Here is a 24,373-nt window from a genome sequence, read left to right on the forward strand (position 1 = left end):
CGGGCTCCATGTCGGCACGTCGGGCGGCGGTGTCAAGGCGCGCGGCCGGCGCAATCGCCATGGCGTCCGGCGCGCCGAGCGGGCAGAGTGGCGCCATGGCCAAGCTGCGCGACCTTCCCGACCTCTCCGACCTTGCCGTTGCCGGCGGCGAGATTGCCGTGCGGGTGACGCCGCGCGCCGCGCGGGCCCGGCTGGTGGCCGAGGCGGGAACGCTGCGGGCCTATGTCACCGTGCCCCCCGAGGACGGCAAGGCCAACGCGGCGGTGCAGGAGCTGCTTGCGGCGGCAATGGGAATCGCGCCCTCGCACCTGCGCCTGCTGCGCGGGCAGACGGCGCGCGACAAGGTCTTTGCCTACTTGGGCGGCGCCGGCTTGAGCCGGTAGATGCCCTCGGGCAGGTTCAGCGCCGCACCAAGGTCACGCGCCTGCTCGGGCGAGAGCGTGATCTTCATCACCTGGTTGGTGCGGGGGTCGAACTGCTCGACCGTGATGCATTCGGCAAAGCTTTGAATCACCACATCTTCCTGCAAGGGCGCAGCGCCCTCGTCGATGAGGGTGATCACGGTGGCGTCGAAGTCGTGCTCGATGGAGAACATGTCACCAAAGTGTGCGCCCACAAGCCGCTTGGCAAGTGGCAAGCGACACTGGCGGTGATGGAAAGCTGTGCTAGACAGTCTGTCATGACACCGATCCGACGCCCCTTTGCCCTCCTGGCGCTCTGCGCCGCGCTGTTCACCTCGGCCTGCTCCGACGTCGTGACCGTCGGGCCGATGCCGGTAAGCCTGTCCGGCGGAATGCCGCCCCAGACCGCGGCGGCGGCCTTCTCGCAAGTGGTCGCCAGCGTCGAGCCGGTGGCCGAGGCGGAGTGCCAGCGGCGGCAGTTCGGGCGCAGCTGCGACTTCCGGATCGTTGTCGATGGCGATCCGACCGCACCGGCCAACGCCTTCCAGAGTGTCGATGAACGCGGCCGGCCGGTCATCACCTTTACGCTGGCGCTGATCGCGCAGGCCGAGAACGCCGACGAACTGGCCTTCGTCATGGGCCACGAGGCGGCGCATCACATCCTCGACCACCTGCGCCGGCAGTCGCGCAGCGCCACGGCGGCGGCGGTCGTCCTGGGCGGGCTGGCGACGCTGACCGGAGGCTCGGCGACGGACGTCGAGACCGCGCAGCGCCTCGGCGCGGCGGTGGGCGCGCGCCAATACTCCAAGGAATACGAACTGGAGGCAGACGAACTGGGCACGCTCATCGCCTACCGCGCCGGCTTCGACCCGCGGATCGGCGTACAGTTCTTCGCCCGGATCCCGGACCCCGGCGACCGCTTCCTCGGCACCCATCCGCCCAATGCCGCGCGGGTCCAGACGGTTCAGCGCACCATCGCCGCACTGGGGCTGTCCTGAGGTCTTGATCTGCATCAAGGCCAGGCGCGCGGATTCGGGCAGGATAGAGGAAAGATCCTGCGATGGAGCGCGCCATGACCGATATGCCGAATTTCCGACGCCACGCCGCGTTGGTCGATGAGATGGCCGGCGCATTGGGCGTCGACCTCGAAGAGGCGGCGCTGCGCGGCAAGCTCGACCTCGACGAGATTTCCGACGCGGTGCTGCGCTGCACCGGCTGCACCAACCCCGACCACTGCCAGGGCGTGCTCGCCACCAAGCCGCAGCTGGAGCAGGCGCCGGGCTATTGCCGCAATCGCGACCTGATGCACCGCCTCGCGGCGGACTGAGGCCTCAGAGCGTCTTGTGAGTGCCGTCGCAGAGCGGTTTCTTCGAGGACTGCTTGCAGCCGCAGAAGAACACCTTCCTGTCGGCCTCTGCCGTATATTTGATCGGCGTGATGTCGGTCACCTTGTGCGACCCGTCGCAGAAGGGCTGCTTCGCGGACCGGCCGCAGGCACACCAGAAATAGGTCTTTCCGGCGCTGACCTCGACCGGGTAGGGGGCGTTCTGGGCAATAAGGGGCGTGTCGGACATGGCTTCGCTCGCTTTGGACTGGCTGGACCCAGCCTATCGGGGCGGATGCGAAATGGAAGCGCGGGGTCGGTGGACTTGACAGATTCGTGAGCGCGCTTCTAGCTGGTCGGCAGCCAACAACCGAGGATGTCGCGATGTCCCGCCTAGCCGCCGCTGTCTGCATCATCGCCATGATCGCCGCACCCGCGCTCGCCGCGCCGTTGAAGCTGAAGCCGGCAGATCCGCAGCCTTCGCCCAAGCCGGGGCTGTCGGTCACCTATGCCTACCCCGAGGAAGTGAAATCGCTTTCCGAGGCGGCCAATGCGCTCAAGGCTGCGCCCGAGGGTGGAACACCGCTGAGCGGGCTGGACTACGCCGACACCTCCGAGGGCGCGAAGACGCTCACCTCCAAGCGGGCGATGCATGTCGCGGCACGCATCCGCGGTTTCGTGCGGTTCGATGCGGCCGGGATCTACGATATCGAGTTCCTGACCAACGATGGCATCGACGCGCGCGTCGGCGGTCAGCAGGTGGGGCTGTTCGACGGGCGGCAGTCCTGTGATGGAACAACCGTGGTGCAGGTCGAGGTGCCTTCGGCCGGGTGGTATCCGCTTAATATCCTCTATTTCCAGCGGCTCGGCACCGCCTGCCTCCACATGAAGATGGGCCCGACCGGAGGCAAGCGGAATTGGATGCCGAATAGCGCCTTCGGGCGCTGAGCGCCCTCAGACCAGCCGGCCCCAGAGATCGTATTCGCCCGCCTCGTCCACCTCGACGGTGGCGATGTCGCCGGGGTTGAGGCCCTCGAACCCCTCGTCGATGAAGAGGTTGCCGTCGATCTCGGGCGCGTCGGCCCAGGTGCGGCAGGTGGCGGCCTCGTCATCGACCTCGTCGACAATGACCTGCAACCGCTGGCCCACCTTGGCGGCAAGCTTGGCCTCGGAAATCGCCTGCGAGACCTCCATGAACCGCTCCCAGCGGTCCTGCTTGACCTCTTCCGGCACGTGATCGGGCAGGTCGTTCGACCGCGCGCCCTTGACGTTCTCGTATTTGAAACAGCCAACCCGGTCGAGCCGCGCCTCCTGCAGCCAGTCGAGCAGCGTCTGGAACTCGGCCTCGGTCTCACCGGGATAGCCGACGATGAAGGTCGAGCGCAGGGTAATGTCGGGGCAGGCGGCGCGCCAGGCGGCGATCTCGTCGAGCGTCTTCGCCGCAGCGGCGGGGCGGGCCATGCGTTTCAGCACGTCGGGGTGGGCGTGCTGGAAGGGAATGTCGAGATAGGGCAGCACCCCATTCGACGGGTCCGCCATCAGCGGGATCAGGTCGCGCACATGCGGATAGGGGTAAACATAGTGCAGCCGCACCCAGGCGCCCAGCTGCCCGAGTTCGCGCGTGAGGTCGGCGATATGGGCGCGCACCTCGCGGTCTTTCCACAGGCTCGCGCCATGCTTGAGGTCCAGCCCGTAAGCACTCGTATCCTGCGAGATGATCAGCAACTCGCGCACACCGCTTTCCACAAGCTTTTCCGCCTCGCGCAGCACCGCCTTGGCGGGCCGCGACGCCAGGCGGCCGCGCATGTCGGGGATGATGCAGAACTTGCACTTGTGGTTGCAGCCCTCGGATATCTTCAGATAGCTGAAGTGCCGGGGTGTCAGCCGGATGCCCGAGGCGGGCAGCAGGTCGATGAACGGGTCGGGGTCGGGCGGCACCGCGCCATGCACCGCGTCGAGCACCTGTTCGTATTGATGCGGGCCGGTCACCGCCAGCACCTTGGGGTGCACGCCGGTGATATACTCGGGCTCGGCGCCGAGGCAGCCGGTCACGATCACCCGGCCGTTCTCCTTCAGTGCCTCGCCGATGGCCTCGAGGCTCTCGGCCTTGGCTGAATCGAGGAACCCGCAGGTGTTGACGATCACCGCGTCGGCGCCGGCGTAATCGGGCGAGATCCCATAGCCCTCAGCGCGCAGCCGGGTCAGGATGCGTTCGCTGTCGACCAGCGCCTTGGGGCAACCAAGCGAGACCATGCCGATGGTCGGCTGGCCGGGGCGGGGCACATCGCCGAGTCGGGCCTTGGGGGCCAGGTCGGGGCGCAGGTTTGGCGGGTTGGTGCTCATGCGCGCGCTCTACACCGCCGCGCGCCGCCGCGCAAAGGGAATGCGCGGGCGCGCCGCCGCGTACAATACAGGCGTTGCACCGAAAATCAGACGCGGTATCATTCCGCCACGATCAAGACGAGGCGGGCGAATGCGTTGGGTTTTCAGGATCATCGGCGCGCTCGCGCTTTGCGCTGTGCTGCTGGTCGGCGGGATTTTCCTGTTGCCTGGCGAGAAGATCGCCAGCCTTGCCGCAGAGCAGATCCGCGCCCAGACCGGGCGTGTGGTCACGATTTCAGGCGATGTCCGCTTCTCGATCTGGCCGGTGCTGGGCGTGCGTACCGGGCCTGTGACGGTGGCCAATGCCGACTGGGCCGGCCCCGAGCCGATCTTCGCCGCGCAGAGCATGTCGGTGGGGGTCGCCGCGGCCGACCTGCTGGCCGGATCGATTCGCATCACCGAGATCGTCGCCGAGGGCGCGCATCTGCGGCTGGCCCGCTGGCGCGACGGGCGCGGCAACTGGGAGATGGTGCAGCCGGTTCCCACGCCGCGCGAGACCGGCACCGGGGGAACCACGCGGCCAGTAACATTGGAGCGGCTGGTGCTCACCGGCGCGCGGCTCGACTGGAGCGATGCCGGCGCGGCGCCGCTCACGCTGGCGGGGATCGACCTGACGCTCGACTGGCCCGATCCGACGCGGGCGGCGGACATCTCGGTATCGATGAGCCCCGCCGGGGAGCCGGTCCGGGCGAACCTTTCGATCGGTGCCTTCCGCGCCTTCCTCGCCGGCGAGGTCACGCCGATCTCGGCCCAGCTCGAGGCGCCCGGCGGCACGGCGAGCTTTGAAGGCCGCGCCAATACAGCCGGCGCGCTGGCCGGCGATGTCAGCCTGAAGACCACCGACACGGCGCGGATGCTGGCCGCGGCCGGCCTCGGGCGGGTCGACATCCCGTCCGGTGCCGGGCAAATGGCGCATGTTGCGACCGAGGCGACCTATACCGCCGATGGCCGCCTGTCGTTGCGCAAGCTTTCCCTGACGCTCGACCAGAACCGGCTGACCGGCGCGGCGGACATCGATCTCTCGGGCAAGCCAAAGATCGTGGCCCAGCTCTCGGCCGGAACGCTGGACCTGACCGGACTGGGCGGGACGGCGGCAAGCGGCGGTGGCGCGGCGGCGGCCAGCGAGGGCTGGTCGACCGCACCGATCGACGCCAGCGCGCTGGGCCTGCTCGACGGCACCATCGACCTGACCGCCGATACGATCCGCACCTTGATGACCGAGTTCGGTCGGGCCGAGCTGCGCCTGACCATCGACAACGCACGCGCGGTGGCCGATATCGCCCGGCTCGACGCCTTCTCCGGCACCCTGACGGGGCAGTTCGTGGCCAACAACCGCAGGGGCCTGTCGGTGGGCGGCAAGCTGAATGCCGATGGTATCGAGATGTCCCGCGCGCTGAAGGACCTGGCCGATATCGAACGCTTCTCGGGCAAGGCCAATGCCGTGGTGGAGTTCCTCGGCGGGGGGACGAGCGAGGCGGAGATCATGCGCTCGCTCTCGGGCAGCGGCGGGCTGGCGATGGGGCAGGGGGTGATCGCGGGCGTTGACCTCAACGCGCTGATGACGCTGGGCAAGGGCAGCGGCGGCACCACGGTCTTCGACAGCCTGGCTGCCACCTTCACCATGGCGGGCGGTAACCTGCAGAACGACGACCTGGTGCTGAGCCTCCCGAACTACCGCGCCGAGGGCAAGGGCCGCATCGGCCTGGGCGCGCGGGATATCGATTACCTGTTCACCCCGATCGCACTCAGGGCGCGGGGCGGCGAGGGGCTGGCGGTGCCCATCCTGATCCGTGGGCCCTGGTCCGGTCCGCAGATCAAGCCCGACCTGGAGGGTGTGCTGAAGGCAAAGGCCGACACCCGCACCGACGAGTTGAAGGAGAAGGCAAAGGCGAAGCTGTCGGAACGGCTCGGCGTGCCGGTTGAGTCAAGCCAGGACGCCAAGGACGCGCTGAAGGACAAGCTGGAGGAAGAGGCGAAGAAGGGGCTGCTGAAGCTGTTCAACAAGAACTGAGGGGGGTGCTCTCCTCCGGCCCGGGGAAGGGGGGCGCCTTTGGCATGGGAATGTCTTGGCGGGGGGGGGCGGGGCCCTCCTCACCCTAACCCTCTCCCCCTCGGGGAGAGGGGATTGCTTCTGCCATGGGGAAGTCTCGGCGAGGGGCGGGGGTGCGTCCCCTCACCCTGACCCTCTCCCCCGAGGGGAGAGGGGAGGTGCCGCACCCGAAGGCGCCGCTCAGGGTCAGATGGTCTGGTCGTAGTCGCCGACCGCCGGTTCGGTGCGGATCACCGCGTCGATATCGGCGAAGATGGCGCGCATCTCGGCGTCGCTCTCGCTGCTTTCGCAGACCACCACCAGGTTCGGCGTGTTCGACGAGGCGCGCACCAGCCCCCACGAGCCGTTGTCGAGGATGACCCGGGCGCCGTTCACCGTCACGACTTCCTTGATCGCGCGGCCGGCAAAGGTCTCGGAGGCCTCGGCCTTGGCGACAAGGCGGGCGACCAGCCGGTCGAGGATGTCGTATTTCTCGGTATCGGCGGCATAGGGCGACATGGTGGGGGTCGACCAGGTCTTGGGCAGGGCCTTGCGCAGGTCGCTCATCTTCATGTCCGGGTTTCGGTCCATCAGCTTGCAGATCTCGACCGCGACGCGCATCCCGTCATCATAGCCGCGCCCGATCGGCTCGGCCAGGAAGTAGTGGCCGGACTTCTCGAAGCCGGCCAGCGCGCCCAGCTCGTGCACGCGGCGCTTCATGTGGCTGTGCCCGGTCTTCCAGTAGTCGGCCTTCACGCCATGCGCACGCAGCTCCGGATCGGCGGCAAACAGTCCGGTCGACTTGACGTCGGCCACGAAGGTCGCGCCGGGGTGCAGCTTGGCCAGATCGCGGGCCATGATCACCCCGACCTTGTCGGCAAAGATCTCTTCGCCCTCGTCATCCACCACGCCGCAGCGGTCGCCGTCGCCGTCGAAGCCCAGCGCGAAGTCGGCGCCCGAGGCCTTCACGGAATGCGCCATGTCGTGCAGCATCTCCATCGCCTCGGGGTTGGGGTTGTAATGCGGGAAGGTGTAGTCGAGCGTGTTGTGGCTCTCGACCACCTCGACGCCGATCCGGCGGAACAGCTCGGGCGCAAAGGCCGAGGCGGTGCCGTTGCCGGTGGCGCAGACCACCTTCAGCTTGCGCGTCATGCGGAAGTCGCCGACGAGATCGTCCATGTAGGCCTCGAACACGCCATCGACGGATTCATAGGCGCCGCCGGGGCGTTCCTCGCCCTCGCCGTTCAGTACGATGTCGCGCAGTTCGGCCATTTCCTCGGGGCCATGGGTGAGGGGCATGTCAAAGCCCATCTTCACCCCTGTCCAGCCGTTCGGGTTGTGGCTGGCGGTCACCATCGCCACGGCGCAGCCGCCAAGGTGGAAGGACGAGAAATAGGCCATCGGCGTGATGCAGGGGCCGATGTCCTTCACCGTGATCCCGGCGCGCATCAGCCCGAGGATCAGCGCGTTCTTGATCGCCAGCGAATAGTCGCGGTAATCGTTGCCGACCGCGATCACCGGCTTGAGCCCGCGCCGCATCATCTGGGTGCCCAGGCCCAGGCCCAGCGCCGTCATGCCTGGCAGGTTGATCGCGTCGGGATATTTCCAGCGCGCGTCATATTCGCGGAACCCGGTCGGCGCGATCATCGGGTCGCGCAGGAATTCCCAGGTGTTCGGGGTCACCGTCGCCAAAGGCTTCATCGTCAATAATCTCTCGTCAAAGGGTCACAGGCGGATCGGATCTGCCTTGGCGATCCGGTCCAGGGTCATCAGGGTCTCGATCAGGCGGGGCATCTGGTCGAGGTAGATCATGTTGGGGCCGTCCGAGGGGGCGTTGTCCGGGTCCTCGTGGGTCTCCATGAACACGCCGGCGACGCCGATCGCCACCGCCGCACGCGCCATCACCGGGGCGAATTCGCGCTGCCCGCCGCTCGATCCGCCCTTGCCGCCGGGCTGCTGGACCGAATGGGTCGCATCCATCACCACCGGGTAGCCGGTCTTGGCCATCTCGGGGAGCGAGCGCATGTCGGCCACCAGCGTGTTATAGCCGAAGGAGACGCCCCGCTCGGTCAGCAGGATGCGCTCGTTGCCGGTGCTGGCGACCTTCTCGGCCACGTTGGCCATGTCCCAGGGCGCAAGGAACTGGCCCTTCTTGATGTTCACCACCGCGCCGGTGCGGCCGGCTGCCAGCAGCATGTCGGTCTGGCGGCACAGGAAGGCCGGGATCTGGATGATGTCCACCGCCTCGGCCGCCTCGGCGCATTGCGCCTCGGTGTGCACGTCGGTCAGCACCGGCACGCCAAGCGCCTTGCGCAGATCCGCCAGCACCTGCAGCCCGGCTTCCATGCCGATGCCGCGCTTGCCGGCAAGTGAGGTGCGGTTGGCCTTGTCATAGCTCGCCTTGAAGACGAACTGCGCGCCATGGGCGGCGCAGATCTCCTGCATCCGGCCGGCGATCATCTGCGCGTGGTCGGCGCTTTCAAGCTGGCAAGGGCCGGCGATAAGGGTCAGGGGGCGGTCATTGCCGATCGTCAGACCGGCTACGTCAACTTGTTTCATGTCTAAGAGGTCACCTGTTCGCGAAGGATCGAAGCCGTCAGCGACAACATAAGGTAGATGCCCGAAAAGATAAGGAAGGCCAAGATCGTATTCTCGAACTTGCGCGGATAGCTGGCCTCCTGGCTGGCCACCGGCTGCACCGAGGTGGTCAGGTAGCGCACCTGACGGTTGGCCTCCATCCGGGTCTGTTCGACCTGCTGCAGCGCGGATTCCAGCATCAGGTTGCGGGTGGTAAGGTCGGCGCGGGCCATCTCGATCCGCGCGCTGAGCTCGGCCAGCGAATTCTCGCCCTTCGAGGCGTCGATCATCTTTGCATTCAGCCCGTCGAGCAGTTTGCGCAACCGGTCGACATCGGCCTGTGCGCCATCGACGCGGGCCTGGTTCGGCCGGGCGTTGTCGAGCAGCGCGGCCAGTTGCAGTTCCTTGTCCTGGAGCTGGAGTTCGACATTGTTGATCTGCCCGCGCAACGTGCTGATCAGCGCCTCGGGGTCGAGCAGGGCGCCCTGCTGCTGCAGGTTTACCAGCGCCGCCTGGGCCTGGCGGCGGGCCTCTTCGGCCTCGGCAAAGCCGGTCTTGGCGTCGCGCATCTGGTCGGCGCGCTTCTGCTCGGAGAGGTGGTTGATGCGCTGTTCGGCGTAGGAAATCAGCTTGTCCGAGAACTCGCGCGCAACCTCGGGGTCGGCGGCAGCGACCTCCATGCGGATCACGCCTTCGGTTGGGTCATAGCCGATCTTCACGTTGCGCGAATAGGTGCGGTATGCCTCTTCGTTGCTGGCGTCGGGGGCAAGGCGCTGGATCGGGTCGATCCAGTCCTGGCTGAAATGCGACTTGAAGCCGACGTCGGAATCGAGCCGAAGCATCGCGTCCTTGGATTGCAGGTAGGATTGCGTCGCGATCGAGTCCTGGCTGGTGGCGAACTGGGTGCCCGAGAGCAGGCCGCCCAGGCCGCTGCCGCCGACGTTGTCGGCTTGCAGGATCAGGAACTCGGACTTCGACGAATACATCGGCGTCGCGACCTTGTAGAAGAACCAGCCGCAGATCACCGTCGGTAGCAGCACGAAGAAGGCCAGCCGCGTCAGCAGCAGCATCAGCCGCTTGCGCCGCCGCAGCATGATGTCGCGCTGGATTGCGCCGATGTCCCGCTCGCGCCGCTGCGCCGGGGTCAGCTCGGGGGCCGGCGAATAGGTGGTATGCGGGATCGGCTGCCGCGCCGCGCCCTGTTGCGCCGCCTGCATCTGCCCGGCAGCGGCCGCCGCCGAAACCGCAGCAAAGGCGTCGGGCGCGCCATCGGCGAGCTCGGTCCCGGATTGCGGCACCACCAGTTCCAGCATGTTGGCCCGCGCGAAAGGGTCGATCCCCTGTTCGCGCAGCAGGCGCACGGCGTCGAAATCCGAGGTGGCAGGCAGGTTGTGCTTCTGCGCCACCCGGCGGGCCATCCGCAGCTGCCGCCCGGTCAGCCCCTCGCGGCGGATCGCCTCGATATCGGTATCGGCAGCGGCCTCGGCGGCAGATCCGACCTGGCCGTCGTGCGCGGCTTCCGGCGGCGCGGCCTCCTCGTCCACCGGCGCGCCGGCATCCGGCCCGGGCACCGCCCGCGCAACGGCCGGCTCCTCCTGCCGGTCGAGCTCTTCCTCCTCCGTGGCATGGTCATCCGCCACGGCTGCCGACCCCAGAAGCGAGGTGCGCCGGATGCGGAATTTCCTAGCCTTGGGTTTCGTAGTCATAGAGCTGCTTCGCTTCTTCCAAGGTGTCGAACATGTATAGCTGACCTTGCAGCAATACGGCCGCCGAGCGCACAAATTTTTCCAGGGTGCGGGCCTGGTGCGACACCATGATGATGGTCGTGGTTTCCAACCGTTCCCGCAGGATCGCGCCGGCCTTCTTGTTGAATTCCACGTCGGTGGTTCCCGGCATCCCCTCGTCGATCAGGTAGATGTCGAATTCGAGCGCAAGCATCAACGAGAAGGCGAACCTTGCGCGCATCCCCGCCGAATAGGTGCCGACCGGCTGATCGAAATATTCGCCGAGGCCGCAGAGCCAGCGGCAATAGCTTTCGATGTAATCGGGGTCGAGGCCGTAGATCTTGGCGATATAGCGGCAGTTCTCCATCGCCGAGACCTTGGAGATCACGCCGCCCATGAACCCGAGCGGGAAGGAGATGTTGCACATGCGCCGGATCTCGCCCTCGTCGGGCTTCTCCAGTCCGGCCATCATGTTGATGAGCGTGGTCTTGCCGGTGCCATTGGGCGCCAGGATGCCGAAGCTGTGACCGAGGTCGACGCGGAAGCTGACCTGGTCCAGGATCACCTTGCGCTGGGTGCCGGTCCAGAACGACTTGCTGACGTTCGAGAATTCGAGGCCCGGCACGACGCTGGGCATATGACGTGACGCGGGCAATCCAAGCATGGCTGTCGTTCCTGCACTCACCCTGCCTAGCAAGAGAAGGTTAATAGGTCGTTTACTCTACCTAGAAACCAAGTTGGGCGAGATTATGTCCGATGGCGAAACAATTGTCCAAGCCCTTGCCGTGGCACCGGTTTGACGCAGGCCGCGTCACCGCCCAGTATCGCCGCTGCCCGAAAACCCGATGGAGCTTCCTTGACCGACCTCGCCGACCGCATCCGCGCCTGCCGCCTCTGCGCGCCGCGCTTCGCCGCGACGGCAACGGCGCACACGCCCCGGCCAGTGGCCTGGTTCCGCCCCGGCGCGCGGCTGCTGATCGCCGGGCAGGCACCGGGGGCGAGGGTGCACGAGTCCGGGCGGCCCTTCACCGACCCCTCGGGCGATCGGCTGCGCGACTGGCTCGGGGTAGGCGAGGAGGTCTTCTACGACCGCGACCGCGTCGCCATCGTGCCGATGGCCTTCTGCTTTCCGGGCTACGATGCCAAGGGGTCCGACCTGCCGCCGCCGCCGCTCTGCGCGCAGACCTGGCACGGCGAGGTGATGGCGGCGCTGGGCGCGATGCCGCTGACGGTGCTGGTGGGCGGCCATGCGCACCGCTGGCATCTCGGCCGGCAGGGCTCGGTCACCGGGACGGTGGCGGGCTGGCGCGACCATGCGCCGGCGATCTTTCCCTTGCCCCATCCGTCCTGGCGCAATACCGCATGGATCCGCAAGAATCCCTGGTTCGAAACCGATCTGCTGCCGGTGCTGCGGGCGCGGGTCCGCGAGGTGCTGGAATGACCGAAGAAACCCTGCTCGACGCCGCCCATGCGGCGATGGAGGCCGCCCCCGAGGACGGTGCCGCGCGGCTGCGCTTCTACGAGCGCCTGGCCGATGGCGAGCTGTTCCTGATGCTGGCCGAGGAATCGGACGGCGATGCGCTGATCCCCGAGATCTTCGACCTCTCCGACGGCCGCTTCGTGCTGGCCTTCGACCGGGAAGAGCGGCTCTCGGCTTTTTCCGGCGGTCAGGTGGTGCCTTATGCCAGCCTCTCGGGGCGGGCGCTGGCGCGGTTGCTGGCGGCGCAGGGGCTGGGGCTGGGGCTGAACCTCGAGGTGGCGCCCTCGTCGATCCTGCTGCCCGCCGAGGCGGTGGCCTGGCTGGTCGAGACGCTGGCCGATACGCCGACCGAGACCGAGGCGCAGATCGAGGAGGTGGCTCCGCCCGCGGGCCTGCCCGAGGCGCTGCTCGGCGCGCTCGACACCAAGCTCGCCGCCGCCGCCGGACTGGCCCGCGCGGCCCATCTGGTGGCGGTAACCTATGCCGGCGGCGGGCGCGGCCACCTGCTGGCCTTCACCGCGGCGGCGCCGGGGGCCGAGCCGGCCCTGGCTCAGGCGGTGGCCGAGGCGTTGACCTTCTCCGGCATCGAGGCCGGGGCGCTCGACGTCGCCTTCTTCGCCGACAGCGACCCGATGGCCGCCCGGCTCGAGCGGGCGGGCCTGCGCTTCGACCTGCCCGAACCGGCGCGGGCCGAGGTGTTGCGCGCCGCGCCCGGCAGCGATCCTGCGCGCCCGCCGATCCTGCGCTGAAACAAAGCTCACGCCGGCTGTCCGGCCGTCACAGCTCTGCGAGGCCCCCTTCGCGGCGCGCCGCCGGTCGCTATCCTGATGCGGGCGCATGGCCTTCCGCCGTGACCGCATCAGGAGGAGTATCCCGCCATGAAACCGCTCGCGCTGGCGCTTGCCGCAGCCCTCGCCCTCGCGTCACCGGCACTCGCCGGCGAGCAATATGTTGACAGGACCGGCTTCGCCGTCTCGGGTTATGATGTCGTGGCCTACCGCACGCTGGTACAGGCCCCGGTCGGCAGCGACCAGCCTGCGCCGGTGCCAGGGCGCGCCGATATCACCGCCGAATGGAACGGCGCGACCTTCGCCTTCGCGACACCCGAGAACCGGGCGGCCTTCCTCGCCGACCCGGCGCGCTTTGCCCCGCAATACGACGGGCACTGTGCCTATGGCGTGTCCAAGGGCGGCAAGGTGCCGGGCAACCCGGCGCTTTGGCGGATCGTCGACGACAAGCTCTATCTCAACATCACCCGGAACGTGGTCGGCTTCTGGGAAGAGGACATCCCCGGCAATATCTCCCTGGCCGAGGGCAACTGGCCGGGCATCGAAGCCGGCAAGGCCTCGGCCAACCCGATCCCCGAGTTCACCTCGGCGGCGCCGGTGAAATAGGAGGCAGCCGCCAACAGGGTGGATCGAAGGGGGCGGGGCGGCTAGGGTGCCCCGACCCAACGTTCGCGAGAAGACCAGCCAGATGGCGATCCCGGTCGACGAGGTGATCGCGGCCTATGGCGCCGCCTGGCTCGAAGCAGACGCCGACAGGCGCCTTGCCCTGCTCGAAACCTGCTGGAGCGATGCCGGCCACTATCTGGACCCCGGCGCCGACGTGCAGGGGCGGCAGGGCCTGGCCGATCACATCGGCCAGTTCCACGCCCGGATGCCCGGCGCGCGGATCGAACTGACCAGCGGCGCCAGCACGCATCACGGACGGGCGCATTTCTGCTGCCGCATGGTGACGCCGGAAGGCGCGGTGGCGGCCGAGGGGGTCGACTTCGGCAGGCTCGCCCAAGACGGCCGTCTGGATGAGATCGTGGGCTTTTTCGGCGCGCCGCCCTCGCGCTGATCCGGCTTGCGCCCCTTCCGGGGCTGCGCCGCACGCCCCTGCTTCTCTTCTTTCCAAATACTCAAAAAAAAGACGCGGTGGGCGCAGCCCACCGCGTCTGGCGACGCGCGGAACGCGCGGCGCAATCCCTCTGGCGTTCAGCGCTTGCGGTCGCGGCGCGCGCTCATCGGCTGGAAGGCAACGCCGACATGGGCGTCGCAATAGGGCTTGCCGGCCTGGACCGGCAGGCCGCAGAACCAGAAATCGGGCGTTGCCGGGTCGCCGACCGGCCACTTGCAGGTGCGCTCGGTCAGTTCCATCAGGCTGAGCCGCTTGGCCCGCTTCTCGATCTCGTTCACCTTGGCCAGCGCCTCCGGGCTGATCTCGTTCGCCGAGGGCTGCGGCGGCAGCGGCTGTCCGGCCGGGATGATCTGACGCCGGGCGGGCACCGCCGACTTGGTCTCGGGTGCGGCCTGCGGTGCCGGCTGGGCGGGCGCGGGGCGCGGGGTTTCCGCCTTTGGCGGGGTCGCGGGACGGGGCTTGGCCTCGGCCTTGGGTGCGGCGGCCGCCGCGGGCTTTTCCTTGACCTCTTCGGTCTTCGCCGGCGGCACGGGCGCGCCGTTGGTGCGGTTCGACAGGCCCAGGCGGTGCACCTTGCCGATGACGGCGTTGCGCGTGACGCCGCCCAGTTCCTTGGCGATCTGGCTGGCGGACTGGCCGTCACTCCACATTTTCTTCAAGAGTTCCACGCGCTCGTCAGTCCAGGACATGCCTTGCCTTTCCAACCCGAAGGCGGCCCCATGACCGCCCCCTTCTGCTCCGAATTAGGTATCAGCGCCCTATTCTAGCCACTGGCGGGCGACTTACAAGGCATCTTGCGCCGCCCGCATGGCGGGAATGCGTTCCTGGCCAAGCCGGGGATGCAGCCGGGTGGCGATGGCGAAGGCGATGAACATGGCCACGCCGCCGGCGGCGAAGACGCCCGAAACGGGCGCCGCCAGCAGAACCACCCAGGCGATGCCCGGCGTCAGGATGCCCGAGACGTCACGGAAGCTCGAATAGATCGCCGACATCTCGGTGCGCTCCGAGGGCTTCACCGCCATCAGGAAGGGCAGGCCGCCGCAGATGTCGAGCAGGATCAGGAAGACCGAAGCGGTCATCAGCAGCCCCACCGTGACCGGCGGATAGCCGGCCATCAGCGTCGCTGCCAGGAACAGGCCGCCGGTCACGCCGAAGCCGGTCAGCACCGCCTGCCGCAGCGGCCGGCGGCGCACCCAGATCAGCATCAGCGGCGCGGCGAAGAGCGCGGCATTGGTGAAGGAGGCCGCCCAGCCGCCGAGCTTGGGGCTTAGCCCGGACTCGATGGCATAGATCGGCAGGTAGACGATGTAGATCCACCACCCGCAGGAGCGGATCACCGCGAAGAGCCAGCCTGCCACCAGCCGCGGCTGGCGGAAGAAACGGCCGAGGAAGGCCAGCGGGTTGGGCGGCGGCGCGCTGGCGCGGGTGATGAGCTTGCCGTTGCCCAGGCGCAGATACCAGAAGACCGCCAGCATCACCATCGCCGCGCTGGCCGACAGCAGGAAGGGCGCCGGCGCCCACCAGGCGTGCAGCGTGACCCCCGAGATCGGTCCGAAGGTCCAGCCGATGGCGCTGTAGAACATCCGGCTGGTCTCCATCTTGCCCAGCCGCACCCGCGAGATGTGGTCGAGCACATAGGCGTTGAAGCAGACGAAGGTCGAGACGGTGCCGACCGTATTCGCCGCCAGCGCGCCGACCGCCCCGTATTGGCCGCCCTCGATGGCCAGGGTCGCGCCCAGCACGTAGAACAGCGCCCCCGTGGTATAGACCCAGCGGCGCGGCACGAAGCGGATCAGCCAGGGCACCATCAGCCCTGCCGTCAGCGAGACGAACCCGACGATGAAATAGACCGCCGAAACCAGGCTGGCCTGGCCGAGCGCCTGGTACATCACCAGCGGAAAGACCGAGAGCAGGATGCCCCGCGTTACCGCCTCCAGGCCTGCGAGGATGGCGAAACCCTTGATGTCAGGGGTCGGAGGATGGCGCAGCCATTCGGGGAGTCGGCGTTCGTGCATGTCGGGCCTTCAGTGCTGGCCTGACCCTGGGCCATCCCCCGCGGCCTTGTCCGCGCCGTTTGCGACAGCTTCCGGGCGCGTTTGTGCCGGAACCGGCGGGGAAGACTGGGCGCGTCCCTCGCGCAGGGCAAGCAGCAGCGCACCCGCAAGGATCACTACCGCGCCAAGGATCGACACGGCATCCGGCACCACGTCGAAAACGGCGAAGTCATAGAGCGCCGCGAAGAGCAGCGTGGCATAGCTGAAGGGCGCGACAAAGCTCGCATCCGCCCGCGCCATGCCGTTGACGAAGGCGATCTGTGCGCAGGCCATCAGGATCCCGATAGCCGCCAGTGCCGGCCATTGCCCTGGCTCGGGCATCTGCCAGACCGGCAGGACGGCGGCGCTGGCGATGCAGACCCCGAGAAGGTTGTTCACCAGCAGGATCTGGAACAACCCCTCGCGCCGGGTCAGCTTCTTGATGAAGATCAGCTCCATTCCCATCGACGCCGCCGCCGCCAGCGCCAGCAGTGCCGCGGGCTGGAAGCTCTCGGGCGTCGGGCGCAGCAGGATCACCATGCCGGTGATCGCGATGGCGGCGGCGCTCCAGCGCACCCGGCCGACCTTCTCGCCCAGCAGCGGGATCGCCAGCATCATGGCGAAGACCGGGTTCAGGAAGCTGATGGCTGTGGCGTCGCCCATGGCGATATGTGCCACGGCGGCGAACATGAGCGAGACACCGCCCCAGCCGCAGAGCGTCCGGCCCAGGTGCAGCCCCCAATGCGGCCGTGTGATCCGGGGCCGCAGGACCATCGCGCCCCCCGCGAAAAGCGCGAAGGCGAAGACGAAGCGCGCGTGGCTGATCTGCAGCGGATGCAGCGGTGCCCCCAGGGCGCCGGTGCTCAGCGCCTTGGCCAGCAGCGTCGTCGCCGCGATGAAAGCCGAGGCCAGCAGGATCAGCGCCGCCGCCAGCGCGGGGTTGTGGGTCTTCGGAGTAAACATGCGCAAGCGATATCGCTTTGCCGGGCGGGCGCAAGCGTATTGCGCCCAGGGCCGGGCGCGGGTCCTGTGTCGCGGCAGCATCGTCGCCGCGCAGCGCGCAAATCCCCCTATGCAAGCCCGGCGCGAGGGCGTATAGCCACGCCATGACCACGCTCTCCGCCTCCCGCGTCCTCCGACGCCGACGCTGATCCAGCCTCGCGCCGCTATTGCGGCCGGTCATGCCTTGCCAAAGGCGCAAACCTCTTCCAGATCGTTGACGCAATGGCCGTTCATGGGGCAACCATGAAGGCTCAACATTCCAAGAAGGATGATCCCATGATCGCTTCCGTCCTGCCGACCTACAACCGTGCGCCGCTCGCCTTCGTGAAGGGCGAAGGCTCCTGGCTGATCGAGGCGGATGGCCGACGCTTCCTCGACCTCGGCGCGGGCATCGCGGTCAATGCGCTGGGTCATGCCAACCCGGCGCTGGTCAAGGCGCTGACCGAGCAGGCGAACGCGGTGTGGCACACGTCGAACCTCTACCACATCCCGCAGCAGGAGGCGCTGGCCGACCGGCTGGTCGAACATACCTTCGCCGACACGGTGTTCTTCACCAACTCGGGCACCGAAGCCTGCGAGCTCGCCGTCAAGATGGCGCGGAAATACTGGTACGAGAAGGGTGCGCCTGAACGCACCGACATCCTCACCTTCGACGGTGCCTTCCACGGCCGCTCCTCGGCAGGCATCGCCGCGGCCGGCAGCGAAAAGATGACCAAGGGCTTCGGCCCGCTGCTTCCGGGCTTCGTGCACCTGCCCTGGGGCGATCACGACGCCCTCAAGCAGGCCGCCGCCTCGCCCACCGCGGGCGCGATCCTGGTCGAGCCGGTGCAGGGCGAGGGCGGCATCCGCCCGCTGCCCGACCAATGCCTGAAGGGCCTGCGCGACCTCTGCGACCAGCACGGGCTCTTGCTGATCCTCGACGAGGTGCAGTGCGGCATGGGCCGCACCGGTAGGCTCTTCGCCCATGAATGGGCGGGGATCGAGCCCGACATCATGATGGTCGCCAAGGGTATCGGCGGCGGCTTCCCGCTGGGCGCCGTGCTGGCCACCGAAAAGGCCGCCGGGGGCATGACCGCCGGCACCCATGGCTCCACCTACGGCGGCAACCCGCTCGGCTGCGCGGTGGGCTGCGCGGTGATGGACGCGATCACCGCGCCGGGCTTCCTCGACGAGGTCAACCGCAAGGCCGGCAAGATGCGCCAGAGCCTGGAGTCGCTGGTTGCCTCGCATGCGGCGGTCTTCGAGGAGGTGCGCGGCGCGGGCCTGATTCTGGGCCTCAAGTGCAAGGCGGTGAACGCCGACGTGGTGAAGGCCGGCTATGACAACCTCGTCATCACCGTGCCGGCGGCCGACAACGTGATCCGCCTGCTGCCGCCGCTGACCATCACCGACGCCGAGATCGACGAGGCCATCAACCGTCTGGACGCCGCCGCACGCCAGGTCGAGGCCGCCTGATCTTCTTCTCTTTCCAAATACTCCCATGGGGTCCGGGGACAGGATGTCCCCGGCGTCCCGCAAGAAAAAGCCGAACGCCATGAACCACTTTCTCGACATCCACAAGACCGACGCCGCCGACCTGCGGCGGATCATCGACGAGGCCGGCGCGATGAAGCGCGCGCGGGCCGGGCGGCCCAAGGGCGCGCGCGACGACGACCAACCGCTGAAAGACCACATGGTCGCGCTGATCTTCGAGAAACCCTCGACCCGGACCCGCGTCTCCTTCGAGGTCGGCGTCCACCAGATGGGTGGACAGAGCCTCGTGCTGAAGGGCGACGAGATGCAACTCGGCCATGGCGAGACCATCGCCGATACCGCGCGCGTGCTCAGCCGCTATGTCGACCTCATCATGATCCGCACCTTCGAAGAGGCGACCCTGCTGGAGATGGCGGAACATGCCACTGTGCCGGTCATCAACGGGCTGACCAACCGCACCCACCCCTGCCAGATCATGGCCGACGTGATGACCTTCGAGGAGCACCGCGGGCCGATCGCCGGAAAGAAGGTGGTCTGGTCGGGCGACGGCAACAACGTCTTTGCCAGCTTCGCCCATGCCGCCGGGCAGTTCGGCTTCGACCTCACCTTCACCGGGCCCGAGACGCTCGACCCCGAGTCCGCCTGGCTCGACTTCGCCGCCCGGAAGGGCCACCCGATCACCATCGAGCGGGACCCGGCCAAGGCGGTCGAGGGCGCCGACCTGGTGGTGACCGATACCTGGGTCTCGATGCATGACCCGCAATCGGCGCGCGAGCGGCGGCACAACCAGCTGCGCGGCTACCAGGTCAACGACGCGTTGATGGGCCATGCCAAGCCCGACTCGCTGTTCATGCACTGCCTGCCGGCGCATCGCGATGACGAGGCGACCAGCGCGGTGATGGACGGGCCGCATTCGGTGATCTTCGACGAGGCCGAGAACCGGCTGCACGCCCAGAAGGCGATCATGCGCTACTGTCTCGGGGTCTGATTTCGGCCCCCTGAACAGGTGTCCCAGCTAGGACGGGGGTCAAGTTATTGACTCCATTGATAAAACGCTGGGAGTGATTTCCGGGACGCGTTTCAACCCTTGCGCGGCTTGGCCCGCAGCGTCGCCTCGGCGGTGGTCGGGTCCTCGGGCCAGGGGTGCTTGGGATAGCTTGCGCGCATGTCCTTGCGCACGTCGGCGTAGGAACCGGTCCAGAAGCCCGGCAGGTCCTGGGTCACCTGGATCGGGCGCTGCGCCGGGGAGAGCAGGGTGAGGCGGATCGGCCGCCCTCCGGCGCGCGGATGCTCGGTCACGCCGAAGAGTTCCTGCAGTCTGAGCGAAAGTTCCGGGCCTTCGGGCGTATAGTCGATGGCCACCTCGCGCCCGAGCGGGGTGGTGAACTTCGCCGGCACCTCGCGGTCGAGCAGCTGGCGCTGGCCCCAGTCGAGCCGGGCGTCGAGCGCGGGGAAGAGATTGAAGCGCTTCCAGTCCTCGGCGCTGCGCACCGGCCCGAGCATCGGCAGCAGCCAGTCCTCCAGCGTCTCCATCAGCCCTGCAACGCTCATGTCCGGCAGGTCCACACCCGTGGCGCGCAGCAGTTCGACCCGCGCGGCGAGCCGTTCGGCGGCACCGTCGAGGCTCAGGCCCAGCTGGCGGATACCGTCGAGCATGGCGCGACCCGTCGCCTCGGGCGGGGCTTCGGGCCAGGCCTTGTCCTCCAGCACCAGCGCGCCGAGGCGTTCCTGGCGGCGGGCCAGCACGCGGGCATCGCGGCGCGACCATTCGCAGGACTCGACCCAGGCGATGCGGTCGGAAAACAGCGCGCGGATCTCGTCCAGCGTGATCGGCGCGGCCAGCCGCACCTGCGCCTCGCGCGGGTTGCCGTCGGTATCCAGCGCGACAATCCAGGGCGCCCCGGCCAGCGCATCGGCATCCGGCAGCACCGCGCCCTTGCCGCCCGAGAGCACATAGCGCGCCGGCCCGCCTTTGCGGCGCTGGCCGATGCGGTCGGGAAAGGCGAGCGCGGCCATCGCGCCGGGACTCAGCGGTTCGGTGGGGGCGGGGCCGGCCTGGCGTTCCAGGCGTTTGACTTCGGCGCGGATGCGTTCCAGCGCGCCGCGCGCCTCGGGCGGCGCGCGCTTGGGGTCGCGCAGGGCGGCAAGGCGCGCCTTCACCTCGGTGCCCGCGCCGCGCAGCGGGTCGCGCTCGGCGATCAGCGCGGCAAGCGGCGCGGCATCAGGCCCCGCCAGCATCAGCATGTGGCCCAGCCGCGGGTGCAGCGGCAGCGCCGCCAGCGCGCGGCCATGCGGCGTGATGCGCCCGGCATCGTCGAGCGCGCCAAGTTGGGCCAGCAGCGCCTGCGCCTCGGCCAGCGCCGGGGCGCTGGGCTGGGTCAGGAAGGGCAGGTCAGCGGCCCCCGCGCCCCAGAGCGCCAGTTCGAGGGCAAGGCCCGCGAGGTCAGCCACCTCGATCTCGGCCGGGGGGAAGGCGGCCAGCGCGCCTTCCTCGCCCCGCGTCCAGAGGCGGTAGCAGATGCCGGTCGAAACCCGCCCCGCGCGGCCCTGCCGTTGGGTGGCCTCGGCCCGCGTCACCCGTTCGGTGACGAGCCGCGACATCCCCGAGCCGGGATCGAAACGGGCGCGCCGGGCCAGCCCGCCGTCGACCACCACGCGGATATCGGCCAGCGTCAGCGAGGTCTCGGCGATCGAGGTCGCCAGCACCACCTTGCGGCCCTGCGCCTGCGGCTCGATGGCGGCGCGCTGGGCGGCGAAGGGCATGGCGCCGAACAGCGGGCGGATGATGCAGTTCTCGGGCAGGCGCCCCCTAAGTAGGGTCTCGACGCGGCGGATCTCGCCCTCGCCCGGCAGGAAGACCAGCAGGCCGCCGCCGATGTCGCGGGTTTCGGCCTCGGCCCTTGCGACCAGCTCCGCCGCCGCCTCGGCAATGCGGTTGCCGGCGCCCGCCGGCCGGTCGAGCCAGCGGGTTTCGACCGGAAAGCTGCGCCCCTCGGAGGTCACCAGCGGCGCCTCCATCAGCGCAGCCACCGGCGCGGCGTCGAGCGTCGCGGACATGGCAAGCAGGATCAGCTCGGGCCGCAGCGCCCCGGCGACTTCGAGGCAGAGCGCCAGACCCAGGTCGGCGTTCAGCGAGCGTTCGTGGAATTCGTCGAAGATCACCGCGCCGATGCCCGGCAGGTCGGGGTCGGATTGCAGCATCCGGGTCAGGATGCCCTCGGTCACGACCTCGACGCGGGTGGATTTCGACACCTTCGCCTCGCCCCGGATGCGATAGCCGACGGTCTGGCCCACCGGCTCGCCCAGCGTCTCGGCCATGCGCTCGGCCGCGGCGCGGGCGGCGAGGCGGCGGGGTTCCAGCATGACGATGCGGCCCGGCGTCAGACCGGCGTCGAGCATGGCCAGCGGCACCCGCGTGGTCTTGCCCGCGCCCGGCGGGGCCTGCAGCACCGCGCGGCCGCGCGATTTCAGCGCGGAGAGCAGCTCGGGCAGGGCGTCGTCGATGGGCAGGATCATGGCGGCCTTATCGCCAAAGGCGGGCGCGCCGTCCAGCCGCTCAGGGCGTGGGCGGGATCGGCAGGGCGATGTAGTCGGCGGCGGGGATCTGAACCAGCCCCTTGAGGTGTAGCAGCGCGCGGTCTTCGGGCGAGAGATCCCCGATGGCACCGGCGATGGCGGCGGCGATGGGGGCGGGGTCGCGGTGCAGCGCGGTGATATAGGGCAGCACCGGAGTGGGCGCGGTGCGCTCGATCTCGCGCAGCGATGCGGTCAGCTCGGGGCGGTGTTCCTGCAGCAGCGTCCAGGTCAGCGCGTCGAGCGCGGCGATATCGGCCTGGCCCTCGGCCACGGCGGCGGCCGAGTTGGCATGGCCGCCGGTTTCGAGCCGCGGCCCGATCGGCACATCGGCGGCGGCGAAATGCGCCCAGGGCGCGCCCCAGCCGGATTGCGAGAGGCGGTCGTTGAAGGCGAGCCGGGCATGGGCGAATTCGGCGAGACTGGCGCGCGGGTCGTCGGCGCGCACCACCAGGGCCGAGTTGTAATGGCCGGGCGGGCAGCCGGGCAGGCCGTAGTCGGGGGTTCCGACCAGTTGTACCCTGTCATGCAGGCGCGCCCGGAAAGGCAGGCCGCAGGTCTGCGACAAGAGCATCTCGGGCGAGAGCCAGACATCCCAGGTGTGGATGTCGCGGCGCAGGGCCTCGGGGCCTTCGCCAAGGCGGTTGCGGATCGCCGACCAGAAGCGGTCGTTGGCCCCCTGCAGCGGGGGCATGTCATACATGCCGAGCCAGACGATCATCGGTTGATCGCCGCTTGCTGGCGCGCGCGGGCGCTGTCGGGGTCGCTGACGCCGAGCAGGCTGGCGGCGAGGCGCATCAGCGCGTTCTCCTCGTCGGCGCGGCCGCCGTCGGCGAGCACCACGGACCACATCGCCTCGATCACGCCGACGCGGTGGTCGTAGGGCACGGCGTCCTTGATCGCGCGGGTGAAGCGGACGGTGTCGGGGGCCTCGGCCTCGAGCCGCTCGGCCTCGCCGCGCAGACCGGCGGCGCCGGCGGTGTCGAGACCGTAGCGGGTAGCGAGGATGCGGTCGATCTGGATGACCTCCTCGGCGGCGTAGTGGTTGTCGGCGCGGGCGATGCGCACCAGCAGCGCGGCGAGCGCGAGGCGGGCATCGGGTTCGGGCAGCGGGGCGGGGGCCGTGAGGCGGCGCAGAAAATCGGCGAACATGCGCCTAGCTATAGGCCGCGGGGCGGGGGAGGCAAGCCTCACGCACGGTGACGTTTGCGTGGTGGGCCGGGTTGCGCCATGCTGATGCGCAGGAGCCGGAGCAAGAGGAGGTGTTCATGGCGACTTACGTATTGGTCCACGGGGCCTGGCACACGGGCGACCTGATGGCAGCCACCGCGGCGCCGATCCGCGCGGCGGGGCACGAGGTGCATACGCCGACGATCCTGGGGAACGGTCCGGGCGACGACCGCCGCACCGGGCTGAGCGCGGCGATCAAGTCGATTGTCGATTACATCATCGGCAAGAACCTGAAGGACATCGTGCTGGTCGGGCACAGCTATGGCGGCATGATCATCACCGGGGTCGCCGACCGCATCGGCGAGCGGGTCCGGCGGCTGGTCTACTGGAACGCCTTCGTGCCGAACGACGGCGAGAGCCTCAACGCGATGGTGCCGCCGCATTACGTCGACCTGTTCGACCAGATCGCCGGGGCGAGCGACGACAATTCGGTGGTGATGCCCTATCCGATCTGGCGCGAGGCCTTCATGAACGATGCGGATGCGGAGCTGGCGCAGAGCGCCTATGACCAGCTGAACCCGCATCCCTATGCGACCTTCACCGATCCGATCCGGCTGACCACCAACCCGGCCGAGATGCAGGTGGGCAAGTCCTACATCAACTTCACCGAGGACACCGCGCTGCCGCAGAGCCTGGGCTGGCATCCGCGTCTCTCCGAGAAACTGGGGCTGTATCGCCTGGTTCAGGCGGCGGGCGGGCACGAGGTCTGCTTCACCGACCCCGAGGGGTTGGCGAAGGCAATCATGACCGCGGGGCGCGACTGACCTTCGCGGGCGCGCTGGCGGGATTGTCCAGGCGCGCCTGCACCCTTTCGCGGGCCTCGTCGCTGTCGGCCTCCGAAAGGCCGATGGCCTTGCGCGCGTCCTCGAGGATGCGCACCTCGACCTCGTCGGCGGTGCCGTCGGCCAGCACGACCTCCCAGAGCGCCTCGAGCGCGGCGATGCGCTCCTCGTTGCCGGTCGCCTCGCGGATCAGCTTGGCGAAGGTGTCGGTCTCGGGCGCCGCCGCCTGAAGCTTTTCGCAGGTCGCCCGCACCTTGGCCGCCTCGATGGCGTTATGGCCATACATCCGCGCCAGGATGCGGTCGATCAGGCTGATCTCCTCGAACTGGTAGTCGCGGTCCGACTTGGCCACCCGCACCAGCAGCGCGCCGAGCGCCAGTTCGGCATCCGGATCGGGCAGCGGCGTGGGCTGCTGCGGACGGAATGCCTTGAGGAATTTGAGCAGGTTGGGCATGGCT

General features: G+C 68.8%; 26 protein-coding genes. 12 read left to right on the forward strand and 14 right to left on the reverse strand.

The features are described 5' to 3' along the window. The first annotated feature begins 95 nt into the window (after positions 1 to 95). On the forward strand, positions 96 to 383 hold the full coding sequence (locus IE266_RS10040; RefSeq protein WP_229864018.1) for a DUF167 domain-containing protein: 288 nt from the start codon (positions 96 to 98) through the stop codon (positions 381 to 383). On the opposite strand, the gene IE266_RS10045 is transcribed toward IE266_RS10040, so the two are convergent. Continuing rightward, positions 353 to 595 carry a DUF8831 family protein gene (locus IE266_RS10045; RefSeq protein ID WP_189679951.1) on the reverse strand — a complete coding sequence of 81 codons (243 nt, stop codon included), beginning with the start codon at positions 593 to 595 and terminating at the stop codon, positions 353 to 355. The genes IE266_RS10040 and IE266_RS10045 overlap by 31 nt on opposite strands. Before the next feature lie 84 nt (positions 596 to 679). On the opposite strand from IE266_RS10045, the gene IE266_RS10050 reads away from it, so the two are divergent. Beyond that, the gene (locus tag IE266_RS10050; protein ID WP_189679952.1) at positions 680 to 1,399 is read left to right on the forward strand and encodes a M48 family metalloprotease; all 720 of its coding nucleotides are present in this window, start codon (positions 680 to 682) and stop codon (positions 1,397 to 1,399) included. 74 nt (positions 1,400 to 1,473) lie between these two features. Then, positions 1,474 to 1,728 (forward strand): DUF6455 family protein, encoded by a 255-nt coding sequence (locus tag IE266_RS10055; protein ID WP_189679953.1) that lies wholly within the window; start codon positions 1,474 to 1,476, stop codon positions 1,726 to 1,728. Positions 1,729 to 1,732: 4 nt separating this feature from the next. Here the strand turns inward: IE266_RS10055 and IE266_RS10060 are convergent, their stop codons facing one another. Then, positions 1,733 to 1,975, reverse strand: coding sequence for a CDGSH iron-sulfur domain-containing protein (locus tag IE266_RS10060; protein ID WP_189679954.1), 243 nt, complete (start codon positions 1,973 to 1,975; stop codon positions 1,733 to 1,735). A 134-nt stretch (positions 1,976 to 2,109) separates the two neighbouring features. Between IE266_RS10060 and IE266_RS10065 the strand changes: the two genes are divergently transcribed. Continuing rightward, entirely contained in the window at positions 2,110 to 2,673 is a 564-nt protein-coding gene (locus IE266_RS10065) for a PA14 domain-containing protein (protein ID WP_189679955.1), read from the forward strand. A gap of 6 nt (positions 2,674 to 2,679) precedes the next feature. Here the strand turns inward: IE266_RS10065 and rimO are convergent, their stop codons facing one another. Then, on the reverse strand, positions 2,680 to 4,068 hold the full coding sequence (rimO, locus tag IE266_RS10070; RefSeq protein ID WP_189679956.1) for a 30S ribosomal protein S12 methylthiotransferase RimO: 1,389 nt from the start codon (positions 4,066 to 4,068) through the stop codon (positions 2,680 to 2,682). Positions 4,069 to 4,198: 130 nt separating this feature from the next. On the opposite strand from rimO, the gene IE266_RS10075 reads away from it, so the two are divergent. Then, positions 4,199 to 6,118 (forward strand): AsmA family protein, encoded by a 1,920-nt coding sequence (locus IE266_RS10075; protein WP_189679957.1) that lies wholly within the window; start codon positions 4,199 to 4,201, stop codon positions 6,116 to 6,118. A gap of 225 nt (positions 6,119 to 6,343) precedes the next feature. On the opposite strand, the gene IE266_RS10080 is transcribed toward IE266_RS10075, so the two are convergent. From IE266_RS10080 to IE266_RS10095, 4 genes are read right to left on the reverse strand one after another with little or no spacing between them, the layout of a single operon-like run. Continuing rightward, a complete protein-coding gene (locus IE266_RS10080; protein ID WP_189679958.1) occupies positions 6,344 to 7,837 on the reverse strand; it encodes a phosphomannomutase/phosphoglucomutase in 1,494 nt (497 codons plus the stop codon). Positions 7,838 to 7,861: 24 nt separating this feature from the next. After that, positions 7,862 to 8,695 carry a 3-deoxy-8-phosphooctulonate synthase gene (gene kdsA, locus IE266_RS10085; RefSeq protein WP_189679959.1) on the reverse strand — a complete coding sequence of 278 codons (834 nt, stop codon included), beginning with the start codon at positions 8,693 to 8,695 and terminating at the stop codon, positions 7,862 to 7,864. A 2-nt stretch (positions 8,696 to 8,697) separates the two neighbouring features. Next, positions 8,698 to 10,419 (reverse strand): KpsE/RkpR family capsule polysaccharide export protein, encoded by a 1,722-nt coding sequence (locus IE266_RS10090; protein WP_189679960.1) that lies wholly within the window; start codon positions 10,417 to 10,419, stop codon positions 8,698 to 8,700. Further along, the gene (locus IE266_RS10095; RefSeq protein ID WP_189680140.1) at positions 10,397 to 11,074 is read right to left on the reverse strand and encodes an ABC transporter ATP-binding protein; all 678 of its coding nucleotides are present in this window, start codon (positions 11,072 to 11,074) and stop codon (positions 10,397 to 10,399) included. The genes IE266_RS10090 and IE266_RS10095 overlap by 23 nt, the downstream gene beginning before the upstream one ends. Before the next feature lie 219 nt (positions 11,075 to 11,293). Here IE266_RS10095 and IE266_RS10100 point away from each other — a divergent pair, with 219 nt between their 5' ends. From IE266_RS10100 to IE266_RS10115, 4 genes are all read left to right on the forward strand, one after another. Next, a complete protein-coding gene (locus IE266_RS10100; RefSeq protein ID WP_189679961.1) occupies positions 11,294 to 11,878 on the forward strand; it encodes a uracil-DNA glycosylase family protein in 585 nt (194 codons plus the stop codon). Beyond that, on the forward strand, positions 11,875 to 12,666 hold the full coding sequence (locus IE266_RS10105) for an SseB family protein (protein ID WP_189679962.1): 792 nt from the start codon (positions 11,875 to 11,877) through the stop codon (positions 12,664 to 12,666). Before IE266_RS10100 ends, IE266_RS10105 begins: the two co-directional genes overlap by 4 nt. 129 nt (positions 12,667 to 12,795) lie before the next feature. Further along, complete coding sequence (locus IE266_RS10110; RefSeq protein ID WP_189679963.1) at positions 12,796 to 13,311, forward strand: YHS domain-containing (seleno)protein; 516 nt, start codon at positions 12,796 to 12,798, stop codon at positions 13,309 to 13,311. Positions 13,312 to 13,357: 46 nt separating this feature from the next. Continuing rightward, positions 13,358 to 13,762 carry a nuclear transport factor 2 family protein gene (locus tag IE266_RS10115; protein ID WP_229864019.1) on the forward strand — a complete coding sequence of 135 codons (405 nt, stop codon included), beginning with the start codon at positions 13,358 to 13,360 and terminating at the stop codon, positions 13,760 to 13,762. Positions 13,763 to 13,899: 137 nt separating this feature from the next. Here IE266_RS10115 and IE266_RS10120 read toward each other — a convergent pair whose 3' ends face one another. From IE266_RS10120 to IE266_RS10130, 3 genes are all read right to left on the reverse strand, one after another. Next, positions 13,900 to 14,511 (reverse strand): GcrA family cell cycle regulator, encoded by a 612-nt coding sequence (locus IE266_RS10120; protein WP_189679964.1) that lies wholly within the window; start codon positions 14,509 to 14,511, stop codon positions 13,900 to 13,902. Between the two features lie 93 nt (positions 14,512 to 14,604). Further along, positions 14,605 to 15,837: an MFS transporter gene (locus tag IE266_RS10125; RefSeq protein WP_189679965.1), complete on the reverse strand. Its 1,233-nt coding sequence runs from the start codon at positions 15,835 to 15,837 to the stop codon at positions 14,605 to 14,607. Between the two features lie 9 nt (positions 15,838 to 15,846). Then, on the reverse strand, positions 15,847 to 16,818 hold the full coding sequence (locus IE266_RS10130) for a DMT family transporter (RefSeq protein ID WP_189680142.1): 972 nt from the start codon (positions 16,816 to 16,818) through the stop codon (positions 15,847 to 15,849). A 315-nt stretch (positions 16,819 to 17,133) separates the two neighbouring features. On the opposite strand from IE266_RS10130, the gene IE266_RS10135 reads away from it, so the two are divergent. After that, positions 17,134 to 18,312 carry an aspartate aminotransferase family protein gene (locus tag IE266_RS10135; protein ID WP_189679966.1) on the forward strand — a complete coding sequence of 393 codons (1,179 nt, stop codon included), beginning with the start codon at positions 17,134 to 17,136 and terminating at the stop codon, positions 18,310 to 18,312. Positions 18,313 to 18,391: 79 nt separating this feature from the next. Continuing rightward, positions 18,392 to 19,318, forward strand: coding sequence for an ornithine carbamoyltransferase (gene argF, locus IE266_RS10140; protein WP_189679967.1), 927 nt, complete (start codon positions 18,392 to 18,394; stop codon positions 19,316 to 19,318). A 92-nt stretch (positions 19,319 to 19,410) separates the two neighbouring features. Here the strand turns inward: argF and hrpB are convergent, their stop codons facing one another. The 3 genes from hrpB to IE266_RS10155 are packed head-to-tail and all read right to left on the reverse strand — an operon-like array spanning position 19,411 to position 23,055. Continuing rightward, positions 19,411 to 21,846: an ATP-dependent helicase HrpB gene (gene hrpB, locus IE266_RS10145; RefSeq protein ID WP_189679968.1), complete on the reverse strand. Its 2,436-nt coding sequence runs from the start codon at positions 21,844 to 21,846 to the stop codon at positions 19,411 to 19,413. 40 nt (positions 21,847 to 21,886) lie between these two features. Beyond that, on the reverse strand, positions 21,887 to 22,624 hold the full coding sequence (locus IE266_RS10150) for a phosphate/phosphite/phosphonate ABC transporter substrate-binding protein (protein WP_189679969.1): 738 nt from the start codon (positions 22,622 to 22,624) through the stop codon (positions 21,887 to 21,889). Then, positions 22,621 to 23,055, reverse strand: coding sequence for a tellurite resistance TerB family protein (locus IE266_RS10155; RefSeq protein WP_189679970.1), 435 nt, complete (start codon positions 23,053 to 23,055; stop codon positions 22,621 to 22,623). Before IE266_RS10155 ends, IE266_RS10150 begins: the two co-directional genes overlap by 4 nt. 116 nt (positions 23,056 to 23,171) lie before the next feature. On the opposite strand from IE266_RS10155, the gene IE266_RS10160 reads away from it, so the two are divergent. Next, positions 23,172 to 23,897, forward strand: coding sequence for an alpha/beta hydrolase (locus IE266_RS10160; protein WP_189679971.1), 726 nt, complete (start codon positions 23,172 to 23,174; stop codon positions 23,895 to 23,897). Here IE266_RS10160 and IE266_RS10165 read toward each other — a convergent pair. Continuing rightward, complete coding sequence (locus IE266_RS10165) at positions 23,875 to 24,369, reverse strand: tellurite resistance TerB family protein (RefSeq protein WP_189679972.1); 495 nt, start codon at positions 24,367 to 24,369, stop codon at positions 23,875 to 23,877. The two genes, IE266_RS10160 and IE266_RS10165, sit on opposite strands and share 23 nt — an antisense overlap. Between the last annotated feature and the right edge of the window lie 4 nt (positions 24,370 to 24,373).

It is taken from the genome of Seohaeicola zhoushanensis, assembly GCF_014656415.1.
GTDB classification, from domain to species: Bacteria; Pseudomonadota; Alphaproteobacteria; order Rhodobacterales; family Rhodobacteraceae; genus Seohaeicola_A; species Seohaeicola_A zhoushanensis.